The organism is Chromobacterium sp. Ag138 (assembly GCF_055181315.1).
In genome coordinates this window covers 582,972-600,213 of the sequence record NZ_JBUPWA010000001.1, presented here as the reverse complement: position 1 = coordinate 600,213, position 17,242 = coordinate 582,972, and the positions used below count along the sequence as shown (strand labels likewise).

General features: G+C 61.0%; 21 protein-coding genes. 11 read left to right on the top strand and 10 right to left on the bottom strand.

The annotated features are described in order from the left end of the window. The first annotated feature begins 13 nt into the window (after positions 1 to 13). The 7 genes from ACY3GB_RS02685 to fabD are packed head-to-tail and all read left to right on the top strand — an operon-like array spanning position 14 to position 6,183. Entirely contained in the window at positions 14 to 715 is a 702-nt protein-coding gene (locus ACY3GB_RS02685; RefSeq protein ID WP_463087371.1) for an MBL fold metallo-hydrolase, read from the top strand. Positions 716 to 768: 53 nt separating this feature from the next. Then, positions 769 to 2,028, top strand: a complete 1,260-nt coding sequence (locus tag ACY3GB_RS02680; RefSeq protein ID WP_463087370.1) for a hydroxymethylglutaryl-CoA synthase family protein — start codon at positions 769 to 771, stop codon at positions 2,026 to 2,028. Next, positions 2,016 to 2,804: an enoyl-CoA hydratase/isomerase gene (locus tag ACY3GB_RS02675; RefSeq protein ID WP_463087369.1), complete on the top strand. Its 789-nt coding sequence runs from the start codon at positions 2,016 to 2,018 to the stop codon at positions 2,802 to 2,804. Before ACY3GB_RS02680 ends, ACY3GB_RS02675 begins: the two co-directional genes overlap by 13 nt. Then, positions 2,801 to 3,550, top strand: a complete 750-nt coding sequence (locus ACY3GB_RS02670; RefSeq protein WP_463087368.1) for a polyketide synthase — start codon at positions 2,801 to 2,803, stop codon at positions 3,548 to 3,550. Before ACY3GB_RS02675 ends, ACY3GB_RS02670 begins: the two co-directional genes overlap by 4 nt. 32 nt (positions 3,551 to 3,582) lie before the next feature. After that, positions 3,583 to 3,822, top strand: a complete 240-nt coding sequence (locus ACY3GB_RS02665; protein WP_463087367.1) for an acyl carrier protein — start codon at positions 3,583 to 3,585, stop codon at positions 3,820 to 3,822. Further along, positions 3,809 to 5,044, top strand: coding sequence for a beta-ketoacyl synthase N-terminal-like domain-containing protein (locus ACY3GB_RS02660; protein WP_463087366.1), 1,236 nt, complete (start codon positions 3,809 to 3,811; stop codon positions 5,042 to 5,044). The genes ACY3GB_RS02665 and ACY3GB_RS02660 overlap by 14 nt, the downstream gene beginning before the upstream one ends. 35 nt (positions 5,045 to 5,079) lie before the next feature. Then, on the top strand, positions 5,080 to 6,183 hold the full coding sequence (fabD, locus tag ACY3GB_RS02655) for an ACP S-malonyltransferase (protein ID WP_463087365.1): 1,104 nt from the start codon (positions 5,080 to 5,082) through the stop codon (positions 6,181 to 6,183). A gap of 71 nt (positions 6,184 to 6,254) precedes the next feature. On the opposite strand, the gene ACY3GB_RS02650 is transcribed toward fabD, so the two are convergent. Then, complete coding sequence (locus ACY3GB_RS02650; RefSeq protein ID WP_463087364.1) at positions 6,255 to 7,193, bottom strand: acyltransferase domain-containing protein; 939 nt, start codon at positions 7,191 to 7,193, stop codon at positions 6,255 to 6,257. Positions 7,194 to 7,208: 15 nt separating this feature from the next. Further along, a complete protein-coding gene (locus ACY3GB_RS02645; protein ID WP_463087363.1) occupies positions 7,209 to 7,544 on the bottom strand; it encodes a hypothetical protein in 336 nt (111 codons plus the stop codon). A 298-nt stretch (positions 7,545 to 7,842) separates the two neighbouring features. Between ACY3GB_RS02645 and ACY3GB_RS02640 the strand changes: the two genes are divergently transcribed. From ACY3GB_RS02640 to ACY3GB_RS02630, 3 genes are all read left to right on the top strand, one after another. Continuing rightward, positions 7,843 to 8,535 carry an NAD(P)-dependent oxidoreductase gene (locus ACY3GB_RS02640; protein ID WP_463087362.1) on the top strand — a complete coding sequence of 231 codons (693 nt, stop codon included), beginning with the start codon at positions 7,843 to 7,845 and terminating at the stop codon, positions 8,533 to 8,535. A 436-nt stretch (positions 8,536 to 8,971) separates the two neighbouring features. Continuing rightward, positions 8,972 to 9,439, top strand: coding sequence for a hypothetical protein (locus tag ACY3GB_RS02635; RefSeq protein WP_463087361.1), 468 nt, complete (start codon positions 8,972 to 8,974; stop codon positions 9,437 to 9,439). A 40-nt stretch (positions 9,440 to 9,479) separates the two neighbouring features. Further along, the gene (locus ACY3GB_RS02630; protein WP_463087360.1) at positions 9,480 to 9,881 is read left to right on the top strand and encodes a hypothetical protein; all 402 of its coding nucleotides are present in this window, start codon (positions 9,480 to 9,482) and stop codon (positions 9,879 to 9,881) included. A 969-nt stretch (positions 9,882 to 10,850) separates the two neighbouring features. On the opposite strand, the gene ACY3GB_RS02625 is transcribed toward ACY3GB_RS02630, so the two are convergent. From ACY3GB_RS02625 to ACY3GB_RS02590, 8 genes are all read right to left on the bottom strand, one after another. Continuing rightward, positions 10,851 to 11,993 carry a zonular occludens toxin family protein gene (locus tag ACY3GB_RS02625; protein ID WP_463087359.1) on the bottom strand — a complete coding sequence of 381 codons (1,143 nt, stop codon included), beginning with the start codon at positions 11,991 to 11,993 and terminating at the stop codon, positions 10,851 to 10,853. A 4-nt stretch (positions 11,994 to 11,997) separates the two neighbouring features. Then, entirely contained in the window at positions 11,998 to 12,276 is a 279-nt protein-coding gene (locus ACY3GB_RS02620; RefSeq protein ID WP_021476140.1) for a DUF2523 domain-containing protein, read from the bottom strand. Continuing rightward, complete coding sequence (locus ACY3GB_RS02615) at positions 12,276 to 13,679, bottom strand: virulence factor TspB C-terminal domain-related protein (protein ID WP_463087358.1); 1,404 nt, start codon at positions 13,677 to 13,679, stop codon at positions 12,276 to 12,278. The genes ACY3GB_RS02620 and ACY3GB_RS02615 overlap by 1 nt, the downstream gene beginning before the upstream one ends. Before the next feature lie 58 nt (positions 13,680 to 13,737). Next, positions 13,738 to 14,055, bottom strand: coding sequence for a hypothetical protein (locus ACY3GB_RS02610; RefSeq protein ID WP_463087357.1), 318 nt, complete (start codon positions 14,053 to 14,055; stop codon positions 13,738 to 13,740). Between the two features lies 1 nt (position 14,056). Beyond that, a complete protein-coding gene (locus ACY3GB_RS02605; protein WP_463087356.1) occupies positions 14,057 to 14,269 on the bottom strand; it encodes a major capsid protein in 213 nt (70 codons plus the stop codon). Positions 14,270 to 14,358: 89 nt separating this feature from the next. After that, positions 14,359 to 16,131: a replication endonuclease gene (locus ACY3GB_RS02600; protein WP_463087355.1), complete on the bottom strand. Its 1,773-nt coding sequence runs from the start codon at positions 16,129 to 16,131 to the stop codon at positions 14,359 to 14,361. Between the two features lie 2 nt (positions 16,132 to 16,133). Then, positions 16,134 to 16,352, bottom strand: coding sequence for a hypothetical protein (locus tag ACY3GB_RS02595; RefSeq protein WP_076228458.1), 219 nt, complete (start codon positions 16,350 to 16,352; stop codon positions 16,134 to 16,136). A 2-nt stretch (positions 16,353 to 16,354) separates the two neighbouring features. Beyond that, positions 16,355 to 16,699: a single-stranded DNA-binding protein gene (locus ACY3GB_RS02590; RefSeq protein WP_070978643.1), complete on the bottom strand. Its 345-nt coding sequence runs from the start codon at positions 16,697 to 16,699 to the stop codon at positions 16,355 to 16,357. A gap of 98 nt (positions 16,700 to 16,797) precedes the next feature. Between ACY3GB_RS02590 and ACY3GB_RS02585 the strand changes: the two genes are divergently transcribed. After that, on the top strand, positions 16,798 to 17,217 hold the full coding sequence (locus tag ACY3GB_RS02585; RefSeq protein WP_463087354.1) for a hypothetical protein: 420 nt from the start codon (positions 16,798 to 16,800) through the stop codon (positions 17,215 to 17,217). Positions 17,218 to 17,242 lie beyond the last annotated feature (25 nt).

Below are 17,242 nucleotides of genomic sequence, written 5' to 3'. Positions count from 1 at the left end.
AGTGGATTGAGCGATGCAGCGTATGCGGATGGAGGAGTGCGAGGTAGCGCCGGTGGTCGACGTGATACGCGTCGAGCACCAGTTCATGAAGAACAACAACTATCTCGCGATGGACCCGCTCAGTCGCGACGCGGTGCTGGTGGACCCGGCCTGGCAGGATGAAAAGATAGAAGCCGCGCTGGCTGGCCGCGCCGCCAGGCTGCGCGGCATCCTGCTCACCCATGCGCATTTCGACCACATTCATCTGGCCGAGCAGCTGTCCGAACGGCACGGCTGCCCGGTATGGATGTCTGAGCGGGAAATCGCCTCCTCCGGCTACCGCGCAGCCCGCCTCGCCGCCATAGACGAAACCCCATGGCAGGTGGGCGGGCTGCGCATCCAGCCCATCCTCACCCCAGGCCATACGCCTGGCTGCGCCTGCTATCTGATCGGCGGCCATCTGTTTACCGGCGATGTGCTGTTCATCGAAGGCTGCGGCATCTGCCCCGACGAAACGGCGGCCCATCAGATGTACGACAGCCTGGAGCGGCTGAAGGCGATATTGCCCAGGGATACGCGCATCTATCCGGGGCATACCTACCAACTGGAACCCGGCCAGCCGCTGTCCAAGGTGCTGGCCTGCAACATCTATCTCCAGTTTCGCGACCGGGAAAGCTTCGCGGCATACCGGCTGCGCAGCGGGCAGAGCATGCAAAAGCTGCTCGCTTTCCGTTAGATCCGGCGCGCCTGCCCTGCGCGGCCGACCACAGTGACCTCGAAAGGAATGACGTGAGTATCGTTGGAATCGAAGCGATGAATGTGTTCTCCGGCACGGTCTGTCTGGACGTGTTCAAACTGGCGGAGCACAGGGGGCTGGACATGAGCCGGTTCGAGAACCTGCTGATGAAGGAAAAGTCGGTGGCGTTGCCGTACGAAGACCCGATCACCTTCGCGGTGAACGCGGCCAAGCCCATCATCGACGCGTTGAGTCCGGAGGAGAAGGACCGGATCGAGATGGTGATCACCTGCACCGAGTCCGCGTTCGACTTCGGCAAGTCGATGAGCACCTATTGCCACGACCTGCTGGGACTGAATCGCAACTGCCGGCTGTTCGAGCTGAAAAACGCCTGCTACTCCGGCGTGGCCGGCCTGCAGAACGCGATCAATTTCGTGCTGTCCCAGGCCTCGCCGGGCGCCAAGGCGCTGGTGCTGGCCACCGACGTGTCGCGCTTCATGGTGGAGGCGGGCGGCGACGCGCTGTCGGCCGACTGGTCGTTCGCCGAGCCCAGCAGCGGCTCGGGCGCGGTGGCGATGCTGGTCAGCGACCGGCCGCATATTTTCCAGATCGATGTCGGCGCCAACGGTTATTACGGCTACGAGGTGATGGACACCTGCCGTCCATCGCCGGATACCGATGCCGGCGACACCGACCTGTCGCTGCTGTCCTACCTGAACTGCTGCGAAAACGCTTTCCTGGAATACCAGAAGCGCGTGACCGGAGCCGATTTCGCCCAGACCTTTTCCTATCTGGCCTATCACACGCCGTTTGGCGGCATGGTCAAAGGCGCGCACCGCAACATGATGCGCAAGCTGGCCAAGGCCACCCCGGCCGACATCGAGGCGGATTTCCAGCGCCGCGTGATGCCAGGCATGACGCACTGCCAGCGCGTGGGCAACATCATGGGCGCGACGGCGGCGCTATCGCTGGCCAGCACGATAGACCACGCGCAAATCGATGCGCCGCGCCGCATCGGCGTGTTCTCCTACGGCTCCGGCTGCTGCTCCGAGTTCTTCAGCGGCATCGCCACGCCGGAAGGCCAGCGCCGGCTGCGCGGGATGAGGATAGGCGAGCATCTGGACCGCCGCCGCGCGCTGACCATCGCAGAGTACGACGAACTGCTGGAACGCAATCTGAGGCTGAAATTCGGCACCCGCAACCTGACGGTGGATACCAGCTTCGTGTCCGAAGCGCGCAAGACCATGGGGCGTCCGGTATTGTTCCTGAAAGAAATCAAGGAGTTCCATCGGGAGTATGAATGGATATCCTGAACCGGAGCTGGGAAACGCTGCAGGTTCGGCTGGAGGATGAGGTCTGCTTCATCCGCATCCACAGGCCGGACGCCGGCAACGCGATAAACGACATGCTGGTAGAGGAAATGTCCGCGGCGCTGGCCGCCTGCGACCAGGCGGCCAAGGTGGTGGTGCTGGAAGGCCAGCCCGAGGTGTTCTGCGCGGGCGCCGACTTCCGCCAGATCGAGCAAAGGCTGGACGCGGGCGACGCGAGCGGGGGCCAGCATCCGGAACCCTTGTACCGGCTGTGGCAGAAGCTGGCGCGCGGACCTTATGTCACCATCGCCCACGTCAAGGGCAAGGCCAACGCGGGAGGCATCGGTTTCGTCTCCGCCTGCGACATCGTGCTCAGCGACGACAAGGCCACTTTCGGCCTGTCCGAGCTGCTGTTCGGCCTGATGCCGGCCTGCGTGCTGCCTTTCCTGATCCGGAGAGTGGGTTTCTCCAAGGCCAATTACATGACCTTGACCACCCAGCCGGTCTCCGCGGCCTTGGCGAGGGAGTGGGGGCTGGTGGACGCCTGCGACGAAAACAGCGACAAGCTGCTGCGCGCCCAGTTGCTGCGGTTGCGCCGCATGGGCAAGACCGGCATCGCGCGCTACAAGCGCTATGCCGCGGAGCTGGACGATTCGCTGCAACGGTCGATGGCGCCGGCGCTGGCCGCCAACGTCGAAGTGTTTTCCGACGCGGACAACCTGGAAAAGATCGCCCGCTTTGTCAGGACCGGCCGCTTCCCTTGGGAAGTCCAGCCATGAGCGCGCCTGTCGTAGCGGTGGAGAACGCCTTGCCCGGCGTGGCGCTGATCCGGATGCAGGACCGCGCCAACAAGAACACCTTCACCTTCGAAATGATAGATCGGCTGACCGAAGCCTTCGCCGAAGCCGGCGCGCGGCAGGATGTCCGCGCCGTGGTGCTGACCGGCTACGACAGCTATTTTTCCAGCGGCGGCACCCAGGAAGGCCTGCGCGACCTGTTCGAGGGCCGTTACCGCTTCACCGACAAGGACCTGTACAGCGTGGCGCTGAATTGCCCGCTGCCGGTGGTGGCGGCGATGCAGGGCCACGGCATCGGCGGCGGTTTCGTGCTGGGGCTGTTCGCGGATTTGGCGGTGCTGGCGCGGGAAAGCGTCTATACCGCCAATTTCATGAAATACGGCTTCACGCCGGGCATGGGCGCGACGCTGGTGCTGCCGGAAAAACTGGGACCGGCGCTGGCCCAGGAAATGATGCTGGGCGCCGGCAACTACCGCGGCGAAGAGCTGCAGCGGCGGGGCGTGCCGTTTCCCGTGCTGCCGCGCGAGCAGGTGCTGCCGCATGCGCTGGAGCTGGCCGCATCGCTGGCGGAGAAGCCCAGGCAGTCGCTGGTGGCGCTGAAACGGCACCTGAGCGCCGCTTTGCGCGCGAAGCTGCCGGCGTTCATCGAGCAGGAACTTGAGTTGCACGAACAGACCTTTCATCAACCCGAGGTCCGGGAACGGATCGAGGCCTTGTTCGGGCGTTGACGCGCAATCGTTTAATTTAAAGGAGAAAACGAATGAATCAGGAAGGCGTGCTGGAAATCATCGCCCGTCACGCGCGGGAAATCGTGCCGGACCTGCAAGACCACGCGTTCAGCGAATCCGACTCGCTGCGCGCGCTGGGCGCCAACTCGGTGGACCGCGCCGACATCATCATGATGACGCTGGAGTCGCTGTCGCTCAACGCCCCGCTGATCGAGATGGCCAAGGCGGAGAACATCGGCGAACTGGCCCGCATCATCCATGCGAAGCTTTGAGCGACGGGATCTGTTCGTCAGCGGCTTGGGCGTGGTTTCGGCCATCGGCCAGGGCAGCAAGGACTTCCTTCAGGGCTTGATGGAGGGCCGTCAGCGTTTCGCGGTCATGCAACGGCCCGGCCGGCAACGCCCGGCGGCCGATCCGGCCTTGTCGCTCTTCCTCGGCGCGGAAATCGGCGAGCTAAGCCTGCCGGATCGGGTCTCCCCGTCGCTGCAGCGCGCCGCGTCCTGGTCGGGCAAGGCGGCGCTGGCGGCGCTGGGCGAAGCCTGGCTCGATGCTTGCCTGGATGAGGTTCCGCCGCACCGGATAGGCCTGGTGGTGGGGGGCTCCAATCTCCAGCAGCGCGAGCTGATGCTGTCGCGGGAAGCCTATCGGGGCCGCGAATCCTTTTTACGGCCGACCTATGCGTTGTCCTTCATGGACAGCGACATCTGCGGACTGTGCACCGAGGCCTTCGGCATACGGGGCATGGCCTATACGGCGGGCGGCGCGTCGGCCAGCGGACAGTTGGCGGTGCTGCAGGCATGCGAGGCGGTTGAAAGCGGCCGGGCGGATGTCTGCATCGCGCTGGGCGCGCTGATGGATCTGTCCTATTGGGAGTGCCAGAGCTTCCGCTCGCTGGGCGCGATGGGCTCGGATCGCTACGCGGACGCGCCCCAGCTCGCTTGCCGGCCGTTCGACGAGGGGCGCGACGGCTTCATTTACGGCGAAGCCTGCGGCGCGGTGGTGGTGGAGCGCGCGGGGCGCAAGAGCATCAATCCCTATGCCAGGCTGTCCGGCCGGGGCATCGCGATGGATGGCAACCGCAATCCGAATCCTTCACTCGAGGGCGAGGTGGAGGCGATACGGCAGGCGCTCGAAACCGCTGGCTTGCGCGCAGCCGACATCGACTACATCAACCCCCATGGCACAGGCTCCGGACTGGGCGACGCCACGGAACTGCAAGCGCTGCGCGCCAGCGGACTGGACCACGTCCGCCTGAACGCCACCAAGGCTTTGGTTGGCCATGGCCTGAGCGCCGCCGGCGCGGTGGAGTTGATCGCGGTCCTGCTGCAAATGCGGGAAGGGCGCTTGCACCCCACCCGCAATCTGGATAGCCCGATGGCGCCGGATTTGGGCTGGACCGGCGCAGAGGCGGCGCGGCACGAAATGCGGCACGCCTTGAACCTGAGCATGGGCTTCGGCGGCATCAACACAGCGGTCTGTTTGAGCCGCGTCTGATCTGTAAAACAATGATTCAGTGGAGGTGAAATAGGATGAAAGTGTTCATGTTTCCCGGCCAGGGCTCCCAGTACAAGGGCATGGGCGGCGATTTGTTCGACGGTTTCAAGGACCTGGCGGACAAGGCGGATGGCATTTTGGGTTATTCGCTGCGCGAACTGTGCCTCGACGACCCGCGCGGCGAGCTGAATCAGACCCGCTTCACCCAGCCGGCGCTGTACGTGGTCAATGCGCTGAGCTATTTCCGCAAGCTGGAGGAGGGAAGCGGCAAGCCGGACTTTTTGGCCGGCCACAGCCTGGGCGAATTCAACGCACTGATGGCGGCAGGGTGCTACGACTTCGAAACCGGGCTCAAACTGGTGCAGAAGCGCGGCGAGCTGATGGGCGAAGTGAGCAACGGCGCGATGGCCGCCATTGTCAACGCCGGCAAGGAGGAGATTGAAAGCGCGCTGGCCGAGAACGGCCTCTCCAACGTATTCATCGCCAACTACAATACGCCCTCGCAAATCGTCATCTCCGGCCAGGCCGACGAGATCGCCCGAGCCGAGCAGCTGTTCCAGCGCGGCAAGATGCGTTATTACCCGCTCAATACCAGCGGCGCCTTCCATACCCGCTTCATGCTGCCGGCGAAGGAGGTGTTCTCCAAATTCCTGAAGCAGTTCAAGTTCGCCAAACCGCAGATCCCGGTGATTGCCAATGTCTCGGCTCGACCCTACGAGGACAAGAAGATCGCCGACACGCTGTCGCGGCAGATCGCCAGCACGGTGCGTTGGTCCGAGAGCATCCAGTACCTGCTGGAAACGGCCGCGGAGCGCGGCCAAGACGCGGCATTCGAGGAAATGGGCGCCGGCGACGTGCTGACCCGGTTGGTTTACGGCATCAAACAGCAGATGCCGGCTTCCATAGAGGCGGCTCAAACAGAGCAGCCCGCCTCAGGGGCGGCAAAAGCGAGCGCAGCCGACAAAGTCGCCGCCTGGAATCGCGGACATCCGATCGGCAGCAAGGTGAAAACCTCGATGGAAGGGTATCCGGAACTGGAGACGCGCACCGAAGCCATGGTGTTGTTCGGCCACCGCGCGGCAGTCTATATGAAGGGTTACAACGGCTATTTCGAGCTGGATGAAGTGTCGCCGGCATGATCCGGCGTTGGCGGGAGTAGAAAAGCCGCGGTGAAGTTCGCCGCGGCTTTTCATGCGTTGAAACAAACGGTTCAGTCCAAGGTTTCGCGCAAACGAGCCAGGTTGTTCAGATCGCGCCCATATGGGGTGAGGATGGCATGCGCGCTGGAACCGCTGTCTTTTCGGAGCAGATATTTGGCGAATGTGGCCATGGTGCCGGATGGTCCGACATCGATATAGCGGCAGCCGCCATCTCGTTCCAGCCGCGCGATGGTTTCGCGCAAGCGGATAGGGTTGCGCACGACGCGCCAGAAAAAGTCGGCCGGCAGACGCTGCAACCGGTCTGCTTGCTCGCAACAGAGCAGTGGCAGCGTACCTTGTTTGAAAGATAGATGCGCGGTGCGCCGCAGAAAATCGTCCCGCGAGTCGTCTATCCAGCGCGAATGGTAGGCATGGCGCACGGGAAGGCGTTGGTGGGCGATCTCCAGGCACCGCAGCCTGGCTTCGATTTCCGGAAGTTGCGCCGCGGGTGCCGACAAGGCGAAGTGGCCGTCGAAATTATCGGCCGCCGGCTCCCATTGCAGCCCATCCAGGCAAGCAACCGTTTTATCCATTGGAGCCAGGACCGCCAGCATGCCGCCAGGCATGGCTCGATCGTGAAAAGCGCCAGCCTGGCCGATTACCGCATCCAGCGCATCTTCAACAGAAATAAAGCCGGCGACGGCTGCGGCGGCGAACGATCCCATGCTGGCCCCAAGCGTCAGGTCCGGATGCAGTCCCTCGCTTTGCAGGCACTGCGCCAGCGCGTACTCCAGCATGAAGATCGCTGGATGGGTGTGTGGGATATGGTCGAACGTCTCGCTCTTGCCGCGCGAGTAGATCGCTTCCAACGCCGATGCGCCGGTTCGCGCCTGAACTTGCCGGTCCAGCGTTTCCATCCAACTGCGGAATTCCAGGTTTGAGCCAAACAATTCCTGACCCATCTGAAAATATTGGGAACCCTGTCCCGAAAACATGAATATCGTGATCATCTGCGCCCGCCCATATCAAGCCGGTTCACGGACCGCGTCCATCGGAGGCAGATGGCCAGACTCAATCACCAGTTCGCCCAGCGCCCGGAAATAGGCGCGCCAAAATTCGACCGCGCGCAATGCGGCCTGTTGGCTGCTTACGCATTCGATTTCGAACAGATCATCTATTTGCAGCGCATCCCGCGCCGGCCAGCTGCGCAGCGGTTCATCGGTCGCCAGCTGAATGTGGCGGAGCAGGGCGTTCTTATCCAGACCCGACGAGGCAGGGACGTAATCGATCAGCAAACTGCATTCCCGGGCAGGGCTGGCGCCGTAAATGCGGTAAGGAGCCGAAGTGGTGGGCGTATGCATGGATCGTCCTTTCGAAGTGCCGAAACAATTATTCAAAGCGGCATGGCCGCGCTGAGCACTCCCGCTTGCGGCAGACTCTAGCAAGTTCTTCCCTGCTTGCATGCGGGTTGATGAATGAATGCATGACTAAGCGAAGCTGCAGTGCTTCGCGTCGATGCGCGGAGCTTCGCTGGAACCGCCCCGTCCGCCTCGAGTCCGAGTTAGATTCACGACAGGTCAAACAAATCAAATTGTCTCTCATACGGAGTATTCTGAGTGCAGAGCACCCTGTTTCCAGTTCAAATTAGCAGGTAAGGCTATGAAGAAAATTTGCATCATCGGCGCATCCGGCAAGCTCGGGCAATACATGGTTCAGCATGCGTTGGACCGGGGATACGAGGTTGTCGCAGTCTGCCGCGCGGCAAGCGTCGGGAAGCTGGCGCGTTTCAAGGATCGGATTACGATTCTTCCCGGCGCGACGGATGATCGCCGCGTAGTGGAGCAGGCTGTGGCAGGGTGCGATGGCGTCCTGACCGTGCTGGTACCATGGGGCATGCAAAAGTACTCCTCGGGAACCGCTCAGGCCGTTCTTGACTTCGCGCCGCAACACGCGCGGCTGATTTTTTCATGCGGCTGGCACATCACGCGTGATGGACGCGACGTCTATCCCTTGTCTATCAGAGCGGCGGTCCTCATCGGCGGCTGGCTGATGAGAGCGCTCCGCATCGGCGAAATCAACGACCAAGTTGAAGCGTTCCGGCGCATATTTTCGAGCAATACGCGTTGGACCGTGGTTCGAGGAAGCAATCTAGAAGAGGGCGAAAGCCAAGGCTTGCCGGTTTGGAGCCAGCATGTGGGCGACGCCATCCTGGCAAGCAACATCACGCGTCGAATCGACTTCGCGATGTTCATGGTGGAGGCGCTGAACAATGATGAGCTGATCCAGCAAGCGCCAGCTATCGTGGGCTGCCAGACGCCGTCTGCGCGGACAGCCGCGGCGGCAGCCGGTTAGTCAAAACAGCCTGCAACCAGCCGCGCGAGTCCCATATAGCCTGTTCGTGGAAACCAATCTCGTGGGCTGACATGCCAAACCGGGAACCACCGCATCAAGGGCGCGTACATGGACACTTGGGCCATCACTTGGCCAAGAACGCGGTCGGTTGCGAGTTCTGCCTATGCTGAAGTGCCGGGTCGACACAACGGCTGGCTTCACGTGTCCAGAGGCTGGCGAGAGTATCAGCGCCGCATGGGCGAGTACTTAGAGGCTATGGTGGCACTGATATCTGCTTTGTTCGCTTTTGTTCGCATAATCTATATTATGTCAAATCTTGTATAGGACGGATTTTCAAGCAAACAGCAAAAATGCTGGTGACACGATTCATGTCGCTCCTACGCAACACTAGGCAGAAACTGACGCAGTTCTCTTACCTCGCGTCGGTTTCTGCATCATGACTAGGCCTTTTGCGAACTTCCATTGCCGCCCGGATGACCTCTACCGGGCGCTTTGTTTTGGTGACATTGAGGAAATGGCCGCCGAACTCGGCGTCCGGGCGCTTTGTTTTGGTGACATTGAGGAAATGGCCGCCGAACTCGGCGTCAGCGCGCAACAGCTGGCCTACTGGCGGCGTGGACGCGAACCCGTGCCGAAGGCAGTTTTTCTGTGGCTGAACCATTTCTGGGGTTTCCGCCTCAGCCGTTACGGCGAGGCCCTAGAGTGTCCGGCAACTGGCGTTCGTATCCCCTACGACGAAATCGCCATGTTGCCGGAGTACCGGCGCTTGAGTCGGTTGGTGAAGCAGCAAGCCGAGCTGATTGAACGGCTGATGACAGAACGCGATTTCTACCAGTCAAACTGCCACCAGCAGGCCCGCGCCGGTTGGCTGATCAATCAGATTTTCCCGCCTGATGAGGATTGATGCCTTAGAATGACTACGTCATTCGATTGGTGGAGGTCTTATGAGGTTGGAAATCCCATTCCTGGCTGCAGCTCTATTCTGTGGCGCGGCAAACTCCCAAGTCCTGGAATGCGTCAACGGCGGCAAGGTCGAATTTACCAATGCAACGGAATGTCCAAACGGCCTCAAGCCCAAGCGAGCCTTACAGCTGAACGAGAACTATCCGCCTCCATCCGCTAATACCCCTCGCACCTACATCTACAACCGCAATTCGCCCACCTATTCGCGCCCTCTCGTCATTGAACCTCCCAGGCGTGCATTGCCATCATGTGAAGAGCTCCGAACATGGCGCGACTATTACATGACGCAAATGGACCCAAAAGCGAACACCAAAATCCGAGACTTATTTACCAAGCTGCGTGACGTGCAAGACAAGATGACGCAACAGGATTGCAGAATTTAAAAGCCCCTCGCCGGGCGGCATCCATCCGGGATGATTGGCTTTGCCATCACCCCGGACGGCTGTCCGGAGGGTATTTCAGCTGGTGGGGGCATCAATGACCGGCCGCCGCAGGGACTGCGGTCTCCCGAGCCGGTCATTGACACCCAGTGAGGCATCTGGCGCGCGCGATGGCGCGACAGAAAAGGAACTACCACATGACGGGGTTGGCCAAGCATTTGACCGACACCCGGTCAACTAAGGCCCAACTGGCCTCCCCTTCCGTCCAATCTATAGGCACGGCCAGGATGCACACCACGCCATCCTGATCCCGCGACGTCAAGTAAGCCCTATAGCCAAGCTTGAGAAGACCGACATCGCCAACATTGTCTTGACGATGCCTATCCAGTGCGCCACCAATGAAGTCGACAACTGTGCTCGACATGTTTGTCACCACTTGCCATGGCCATAGTTGAAATCTAGCCAGTTTGCAGTTGTGATGATATATGAAAAATTACTTATTCAAATCTATCAGTATATTAAATCCGGCCTATTTAATATGGCTTCTCGGACTTCGCTTTCTGACCAGGTTAAAGGTACGGCTATCACGTGCTTTATATCGCCGAGCTGGGATTTGATAATTAAAGCTTGGCGATATCCAAGATGTGTCAACTCAACCTCATCTACCATGCTGCGCGGCGACCCATCAAGCACTCCACCGATAAAAAATGTCTTCATAGCAGGCCCTTAACAAGCTGGATCTATTTTTAAACGCTTGAGGGGTTTTAAAGTCGAAATATAGCACTCCCCCAGCATGCTAAAGCATTTTCGCTAGCATAGGAGCTGTCCATTAGCGCAAGCTGCGGATTTGAGGCCGGATGCTCACCAGTTATCGCACATTCTTGATCAAAGACACGAGCAACACCGGCACGCCAACGGCAGCAATCACAAAGCATACGAGCCACAAATAGAATTCCATCTCTCCCCTCCCCTTTATGAATGGCTGTCCTGGCGCTTCTCTGCCGGTGAATCCTGACGATGGCGATCAAACATATTCGGCTTGTGCGAGCTGTCGCCCAGCATCTGGATGTTGCCGCCCTGCTCTCTTGGCGTCGGCGCGGGCTCGACCTTGGCCACGGGCGCGGGGGCATCCCTGGCGACTTCCACATACGGGTTGAACCGTGGCGCGTTCATTTCTTCCCGGCACTGTTCTTCCGTCATCTGAATTCGCGTGCCTTGCTGGGTGTAGGCGTGGCAGGTATGGCGATTGGCGATGAAGGCGACGGCTTGCGGCATCTGCCTGACCTGGCGCATTTGGTCATACGCCGGCGCGGTTTCAGGGCGGCCAGCAAGACGCGGGTTTTCAGCTTCGAATAGGCTGGCGGCGGTCACGGCGGGTTGTGGCGTGGCGGTGGCTGTCGGTAGTGGTGGCGCGGCATCGGGCGAGGCCTGGGCGGCGGGAGCCGGCTTGCCCGGGTCCATCTTGTTGCTGATGGAGCGGAACGACAGCCACCCCAGGGCGAGCATGGCCGCCAGCGCGCCGCCGAGCAGCCAGACGTAGCCGGGAATGCGCTTGCTTTGCTTCAGGTGCAGCGAAGCCGACTTGTATTGCTCGAACGCTTTCTTGGGCAGCTTGTAGCGCTTCCTGGCGGCAACGTCGCGCGAGGCCTTGGACTTGGGGTCGCCGCATTCCGACCATTCGTAGAGCTGGCGGCCGAGCGCCATATTGCGGATGTGCAGATGGCGGCCAATCAAGGATTTGATATTGGAGTCGATCAGGTGCGGTCCCTGGGTGATCAACCAGAAGTCGACGCCGGTATGGCGGTGCGTTTCGAACGCGGCGACGATGTCCGGCACCTTGGACGCGGCCGAGCGCGGCCGGTAGACGTTTTGCGCTTCGTCGATGACGATGATGGCGTTCGGCGGGAAGGTGAAGACGGGGCGGAACAGGCTCGGGTCCTCTGGCAGTGGCTGTAGCTTGGTCCATTCGGCAATCGGCGGCGTCGGTTCGTGGGTGATCTTCAGCTCGGGGATGCCCATCACGAACAGCGGCCGGTTGCCGACCTCTTCCATCAGCAGCGACACCGCCAGCGCGGTTTTGCCCGCCCCTGGCTCTCCGGTAATCAGCGTCAGCATGGGATCAACTCCGTTTGAATTCGATGCGTTTGAACACGTTCATGGACAGGCGGAAGGCGAACGCGCCGATGACGATGCCCAGCGCTTCGCCCAGGCCGGCGAGGCCCAGCAGATTGGCGGCGATGGACGGGATGCCGCTGAGATTGGCTTGGATCGCCTGATTGAGCTGATCGACGATCAGTTGAATGCCGGTGTAGGTGACGACGGACAGGCCCAGGCTGACCAGGATCTGGCCGATGATGGGCTTGACCATGCCGACCAGGAACGAACTCATGGTGGCCATTAGCTACCCTCCCCCTTTCTGGCGCTGAAGATGATGAAGTAGGCGCTGATGAGAGCGGCCAGGATGATCAAGGCGCGGATGGCGCTGGCGAACTTGCAGAACCATTCGAACGAGTAAGAGAAGTGCTGGCCGTTCGAGAGCGTGAATTCGTAATTCGGCGGACAGGCCGCCGGCATGGAGAAGGCTTTCGGGGAGAACGACACTTCCCGCTTTTCCTCAGGGATCGGCACGGTAGGCGGGTCGCCCCACTTGCTGCAGCCGATGGAGTCGGGGTACTTGTCGCAGTCGGTTTGCTGAGGCTCTGACGGTGGCGGCTTGTTGGTGGTGCTGGTCGAGGTGGAGGTTGAGCAGCTGCCGGCGCCGGTGCAGCTGTTGACCGTGGTGGTCGAGGTGGTGCTTTGCTCGAAGCCGATCGGCTTGCCCATCAGGCCGCCCCCGGTGGGCTTGTAGGTGGTTTGCGTCTGCGTTTGCGTGGTGACGGTGGAGCCGTCGGGGCGGGTTTCGGTGCTGGAGCCGGTTACAGTCTTGGGACCGGTCACCGGATCGCCGCTGACGCTGGATTCGCCGGCGTCGTCCAACTCCAAAATGGTGCCATCCTTGGCCACCGCTTCAATCAGCGGCTTGTACAGCTTCAGAATGACATCGTCCGCCATCGCATCGACATCGGCATCGTTCACCCGGGTTCGCGGCACCGGTGTGCGAATGGGGATATTGGGGTCGGTCTGTTTGGTGTGGAGATCGGCAACCGTGCCGCCGCATACTGAAACCACAATCGCGTCGGGTTTGGTCACGTATACGGGGAAGTAGAATTGTCGATTGCAGCTGGTTTTATGGTCGTCGTAAAACCGATCCAGGCAGGTGGAGAGCGATTTCGCTTTCGGGTAATCCCAGCACGACACCGGATAGTCGGGGTTATAGCCCTGGTGGTACGGGTCGCGCTCGCTGCCCGGGCCGGTGGAGCCGGCATTGGTGGGCCGGGTCCATTCCTGGGCGTCTCCCATCCATTCCCAGCCCTTTTCGATGGCGTAATCAATGGCGATGCTGGCCGCCGCGCCGCCGATCATGCCGCCGAGCCCGCCGCGCATATTCTTGCGCAGTGCCGGGCCGATGCGTTCGGACAAGGATTTCGCCGGGATTTTGTAGTGATCGAACATCCGGCCCTGAATCATATTGGATTCCATGCCGTAGGCGATCTGGGTGGTGACGCCGAGAGATTTTCGGTCGTCCAGGTAGACTTTCATGATGGTCCCGGACAGGCGTTCTTTATCCGCCGCGGTGGTGGCCTTGCGGGTGATCTGGTCGCCGTAGCGGTAATAGGTGCCGACTTGATAGCCGCCGGCCTGCGCCGGGGGAATGAGGAGGCCGAGCAGCACGGCCAGGAACAGGATAGGCGGGGTGGTCATTTGAGGATCACCCAGCCCGCCAGGATCACGGACAGGAAGCCCGCCAGGAAGTAGACGCTCATGTTTGCAAAGTCCTGCGCAAGACAACGATGCCCCAGGCGATGAAAGCCGGCAGCAGCACCAGCCAGCCCAGCGCCACGCCGTCGCGAACCTGTTCGGCCGGGTTGCATTCCGGCAGCTGGGGCGACATGCCGACGCTGGAGGTTAAAACGGCCCGTTGCGGGCCGTTTTGGTAGGTGTTCAGCTGCCAGCCGGCCCCGGTTTTTTCAAAGGCGCTATAACCGGTATCCGAGAGGTGCGGCGCGGTGGCGCTGTAGTAGGCGTCCGCCGCGTCAGCCAGATTCGAATAGCAGGCCGTGCCGACGCTGTAGCCCATGTCACAGCGCCTTGCGCATCCATTTGAAGCCGAAGATCGCGACGATCACCGCCAGCACCAAGCCGCCCATGATGGCGGCGTCCTTGCCGGAGTTGGTGATGGAGGCTTTGACCTCTTCCGGCACGTCCGCCAGCGCGGAGGCGGCGACGGTGGTCATGGCGGCGGCCAGGGCGGCGCGGGAGCCGTAGCGGCGAGCGATTTCACGGAATTGCATGTTGTTCTCCTTACGATTACGCGCTGAGCGCGGGATGTGCTACGGGGTAGCACGGTGCACATCGAATTGGCGTGGCCAATCGAATTCAGTTAGTGAATCCAGGGTGAATCCGATGGCGGAGAGGAGCCATCAAAGTCAGCGCTGGAGTCCTGTTCATCTAGCAGTCCATCCCTGAATGCGGTCCGGCTAGCTATCCGGATTTCGGTTTGCGTACAGTTATTGACACGAGTCCAAGGGCGGCTTGCGCCGCCATATGCCTCTCGCTGCGCTCGCGTCACATGGCCGTCGGCTGCGCCTGCCTGTGTCGTCAACGTCCATGTGTGTACGCGCGAAATCGTGATGTCCGTCATCGGGACATCCAAAGCGGGATGCTGGCCGAGGCTGAGCTCGACGCCGCGCACGATGGCGGATTCCTCGCCATAGCGATTGGTGACAGTCTCCCTATAGGGGCGGCAGCGCAGGTCTTTGCGGGAGATTTGCGCCCCACCCTGAAGCCGGACGTATTCCGCCCAGTCGCTGGCATCGGCGGCATGCGCCAAGGGCGCCAGTTCGGCGCGCACTTCGTCGGGGTCCAGCCGGCGCAGTTCTCGCCAGACCGTGACCGGCACGCAGCCGATTTGCTGGAATTGGCGGATGCCCCACCCGGCCCAGGCTTCGACCCGGAGCGCGGTTTCGCAGAAGCGGGCCGGATTGGATGGGCTCGACTCGCCGTCAAAGTCCGGCAGGTCCTGGCCGGAAGCGGCGCGGCCGTCCACGTTCTTGGATATGTATTTGGCGACATAGCCGCAGGCGGAGCCGCGCACCATGTCGATGCGCTTGAAGGTGCAGCGGCGACGCCATGCGCCCTTCTCCAGCGGATCTATTTGCAAGGCGTAGTGGCGCAGGATGCGGCGGATTTCCTTGCGTTCGGCTTCATCGAAGAACAGCACCATGTGCCAATGCGGCGTGCCGTCGTGATGCGGTTCGGCGACGCGGAAGCCGTACACGCGGATGTCTTTGCGGTGGAGCTTGGCGCGGGCGCGGGACCAAACGCGCTGAAGGTGTGCTTGCGCCTCGCGCGGGCCGACCTTGGGGTCATAGTTGGGGTTCGGCGCGCCAGACTTGGAAAGCCGCGCATGGTAAGCCCCTGGGCAAGTCAGCGTGTAGAAGTCACAAGCATGGCCCTGCTCTTTCGCGTAAGTCTCGAAGCCGCGCAGCCGGACCATCAGCTCGGCGCGGCGGATGATGGGATTCGACGGCGACACCGCAGCCAGATCGGCAAGACTGAACTCTTGTCCCAGCTCATTGACGACAAGAAGCGTGGACAGCAATTCATTGTTGCGGCGTTTGCGGGCGCGCTTGCGCTTTACGGCGTCGTCTGAGGCGTATAGCCCGGCGCGATTATGCACACGTCCGGCAAGTCGGGCTCCTCGCTCTGCAAGACGAGCGTGAGCCGTCCTAATCTGGCGACGCCAGAATGATGGGTCAGCGGCGCGACTCCACACGCTTTCTTCTGTGTGCGGCTGTCGTGTCCAGTCCGGTAGGTGAAGATGGTAGAGTCCGGCCAGCGCTTCGACATCAGCAAGGGAAGCGCCACACCGCCGCAACCAAGTCGCACGCCGAGCAAGTGCCTTCGCCTTTTCATGGATGGAATCCTCGTCCAGGAGCAGACGACGAGGCATGCCGATTTCCCGGATCGCCTCTGTCGTCAGGTTCAGCCACGCGTTAGCCTCCGGGCTGCGCAGCCAGGATGCCGGCGTCGCAGGTTGCGCCAGCCGGGCAAACCATTCATCGCTGATGGTGTCCGTCAGCGCCGACGGCAAGCCCTTCAGGTGCGGCTTGAGGTAGGCGCGGTTCGGGATCAAAAGCGAATGGATGTTCACGGTTACAACTCCACGAATTCCATGGGGGTCAGGAAGGTCAGGCCCTTGGGCGTGCGATAGATGGCCAGCTGTTCGGGCGTGTACTCGTTGAAGAACTGCGCGCCCAGCTTGTCGAGCTCGACCTTTTCGGAAGCCGTCAGCTCATTGAAATGGACGCGGTTCCAGTCCCAAAAACGGGGGCTATGCGGCATCAGCTCAGGCAGATTGGGCGCGAAGTTCATGGTTAGGCCGCCTTGTCCTTGCCAGGAGCCGGAACGCGCTGGGTGACGGCTTGGCCGATGAGCTTGGTGCACTCCTCCACCGCGACCAGCTGGGCGTCAACGGCCAGGGAGTCGTAGCGGTCCGAATAGATCGATGTCGGGGACAGCATGTAGAAGCCCGGCTGGTAGGGCTTTTGGTCATCCGGCAGACGCAGCTTCACTTCCGTCGGGTAGCGCTTGAGGCTGCTGGTATCGGGATCGAACAGATGGGCGTAAACGACTTGGTTGCGGATTTTCCAAGGCTGGCCGTTATCGCGGGTACCGGTGCGCTCTTGCACGTCGGCGCGTTCAACTTCAATGACGATCATTTTTTTAGCCTCCCCTGCTAGAATTGGTAAGCGAAAGTCGAATACAGCTGTATACGACGAGCAGAGTATACGGCCGTAGACTTCAAAGGGAAAATGACATGAGACAGAGCATCGAGTACCTGCAAGAGGCGATTGAAAAGCTTGGGGTTGAAAATGACACGCAAGCCGCAGCTGCGTTGAAGGTCACGAAGCAAGCACTAAGTCACTACAGGACGGGCATCAGAATCATGGACGACTTCACATGCATCATGGTTGCCAAGACGCTTGGAATCGATGGCATGGAAGTGATTGCGGCGGCACAAATGGAACGCGAGAAAAACGAGGAACGGCGGGAGATTTGGGCGGATTTTCGGAAAAAGTTCGGCGTCAAGGCGGGGATCACCGGACTGGCGGCAGTTTTGATGCTGGGGAGCCTCGCCCCGGATAGAGCATGGGCTGAAAATACGCGCATATCGCAGCATTTCGATGCTGTATATGATGACGGTCTATATTATGTCAAATCTTGTACGTCGAATTAGGGAGAAATTCTACCAGAAGATTTTT

Coding starts and splice junctions, on each gene's coding strand:
- ACY3GB_RS02685 (WP_463087371.1), top strand. CDS start 14: ATGCAGCGTATGCGGATGGAGGAGTGCGAGGTAGCGCCGGTGGTCGAC.
- ACY3GB_RS02675 (WP_463087369.1), top strand. CDS start 2,016: ATGGATATCCTGAACCGGAGCTGGGAAACGCTGCAGGTTCGGCTGGAG.
- ACY3GB_RS02670 (WP_463087368.1), top strand. CDS start 2,801: ATGAGCGCGCCTGTCGTAGCGGTGGAGAACGCCTTGCCCGGCGTGGCG.
- ACY3GB_RS02665 (WP_463087367.1), top strand. CDS start 3,583: ATGAATCAGGAAGGCGTGCTGGAAATCATCGCCCGTCACGCGCGGGAA.
- ACY3GB_RS02660 (WP_463087366.1), top strand. CDS start 3,809: ATGCGAAGCTTTGAGCGACGGGATCTGTTCGTCAGCGGCTTGGGCGTG.
- fabD (WP_463087365.1), top strand. CDS start 5,080: ATGAAAGTGTTCATGTTTCCCGGCCAGGGCTCCCAGTACAAGGGCATG.
- ACY3GB_RS02650 (WP_463087364.1), bottom strand. CDS start 7,193: ATGATCACGATATTCATGTTTTCGGGACAGGGTTCCCAATATTTTCAG.
- ACY3GB_RS02645 (WP_463087363.1), bottom strand. CDS start 7,544: ATGCATACGCCCACCACTTCGGCTCCTTACCGCATTTACGGCGCCAGC.
- ACY3GB_RS02640 (WP_463087362.1), top strand. CDS start 7,843: ATGAAGAAAATTTGCATCATCGGCGCATCCGGCAAGCTCGGGCAATAC.
- ACY3GB_RS02635 (WP_463087361.1), top strand. CDS start 8,972: ATGACTAGGCCTTTTGCGAACTTCCATTGCCGCCCGGATGACCTCTAC.
- ACY3GB_RS02630 (WP_463087360.1), top strand. CDS start 9,480: ATGAGGTTGGAAATCCCATTCCTGGCTGCAGCTCTATTCTGTGGCGCG.
- ACY3GB_RS02625 (WP_463087359.1), bottom strand. CDS start 11,993: ATGCTGACGCTGATTACCGGAGAGCCAGGGGCGGGCAAAACCGCGCTG.
- ACY3GB_RS02620 (WP_021476140.1), bottom strand. CDS start 12,276: ATGGCCACCATGAGTTCGTTCCTGGTCGGCATGGTCAAGCCCATCATC.
- ACY3GB_RS02615 (WP_463087358.1), bottom strand. CDS start 13,679: ATGACCACCCCGCCTATCCTGTTCCTGGCCGTGCTGCTCGGCCTCCTC.
- ACY3GB_RS02610 (WP_463087357.1), bottom strand. CDS start 14,055: ATGGGCTACAGCGTCGGCACGGCCTGCTATTCGAATCTGGCTGACGCG.
- ACY3GB_RS02605 (WP_463087356.1), bottom strand. CDS start 14,269: ATGCAATTCCGTGAAATCGCTCGCCGCTACGGCTCCCGCGCCGCCCTG.
- ACY3GB_RS02595 (WP_076228458.1), bottom strand. CDS start 16,352: ATGAACTTCGCGCCCAATCTGCCTGAGCTGATGCCGCATAGCCCCCGT.
- ACY3GB_RS02590 (WP_070978643.1), bottom strand. CDS start 16,699: ATGATCGTCATTGAAGTTGAACGCGCCGACGTGCAAGAGCGCACCGGT.
- ACY3GB_RS02585 (WP_463087354.1), top strand. CDS start 16,798: ATGAGACAGAGCATCGAGTACCTGCAAGAGGCGATTGAAAAGCTTGGG.